The organism is Caballeronia arationis (assembly GCF_001544975.2).
Classification (GTDB): domain Bacteria; phylum Pseudomonadota; class Gammaproteobacteria; order Burkholderiales; family Burkholderiaceae; genus Caballeronia; species Caballeronia arationis.
The window spans coordinates 1-1,113 of record NZ_FCOG02000486.1; the positions used below are offsets into that span (position 1 = coordinate 1).

The following is a 1,113-nucleotide window of genomic DNA, read 5'->3' on the forward strand; positions in this document are numbered from 1 at the left end:
TTACCGAGAACTGGATCGGCGCTCACGAACGCCAAGATGAGACCGTGAGAAAGGCGCAAGAACTCGGCACTCTCGAGTTAACAAGAGTAGCAAGTATGTCCAGGGCCACCTTATTACGGGATTCAAGATTACCGCGGACGGCAATACAATGATGTAACGGGGCAGCGCCGAGCTCGTTGCGCGTTCGAAGATAGCAAAACGCCCCTCAGACTTCGGTCCTGAGGGGCGTTTCTTACTATAGCGCTCGATTTACAGCGCGGCGTCCTTCAGTTTCTTCAGAGGACGCACTTTCAGACGCACGGATGCCGGTTTCGCGGCGAACCACTTGTCCTCGCCGGTAAACGGGTCCTTCCCGAAGCGTTTTTTCTTGGCGGGTATGTCTTGCGCCACCACCTTCAAAAGACCCGGCAGCGTGAACTCCTTGGCGCCTTTCTTGTGGACTGATGCGAGCACCGTTTCTTCGAGTGCCGCCATCAACGCCTTCGCGGCCTTAGGTTCAACGCCAGCACGCTCGGCGAGATGTACGGTGAGCGATGCCTTCGTGAACGAGCCCTTGATGGGTTTCAACAGCGCAGCAGCAGCCACCGTTTTCTTCGTGGCAGGTGCCGCGGCCTTCTTAACCTGAGGCGCCTTCGCCTTCTTCGCAACAGGGGTAGTAGCCGTTTTAGGTGCCTTTACTGTGTTTGTTGCACTTGCTTTTGCCATGTGTTCCTCGTCTATGACCAAAGATTGGCCCGAGATCTTGCCTTTGAATAGTCATCGACATACGCAAAGGTGCAATTCCTCGAGCAGCCGGTAGCCTATCAATGCGAACACGAATACGCAACGGCACGAGGCCCGAAAACAAAGGGTTCGCGGGTAGAACAAGGCGAAAACGACGACCTGTACGCCGTCTCAGGACGTAAAACCGCGCAAACTACTGTTATGAAGGGGGCGACGCGGTAGGCGTACAGAAGCCGAGGCTATTGATCAGCGCTAACTTTGCCGCGATTAGGAATTCGTGTAATCGTCGCTTCGTAGTGGGCGTTGCCTCGGACCTTCACTTCGGTAGCGCCATGCACGCTGGTCTTGATCGTCTGCACCGGATCATGCTGATAGTGGAGCGGCGAGGCG

The 1,113-nt window shown here is 55.7% G+C and carries 1 protein-coding gene; it reads right to left on the minus strand.

The features are described from left to right. Positions 1–249 precede the first annotated feature (249 nt). On the minus strand, positions 250–705 hold the full coding sequence (locus AWB81_RS43375; protein WP_062644760.1) for an HU family DNA-binding protein: 456 nt from the start codon (positions 703–705) through the stop codon (positions 250–252). Positions 706–1,113: the final 408 nt, after the last annotated feature.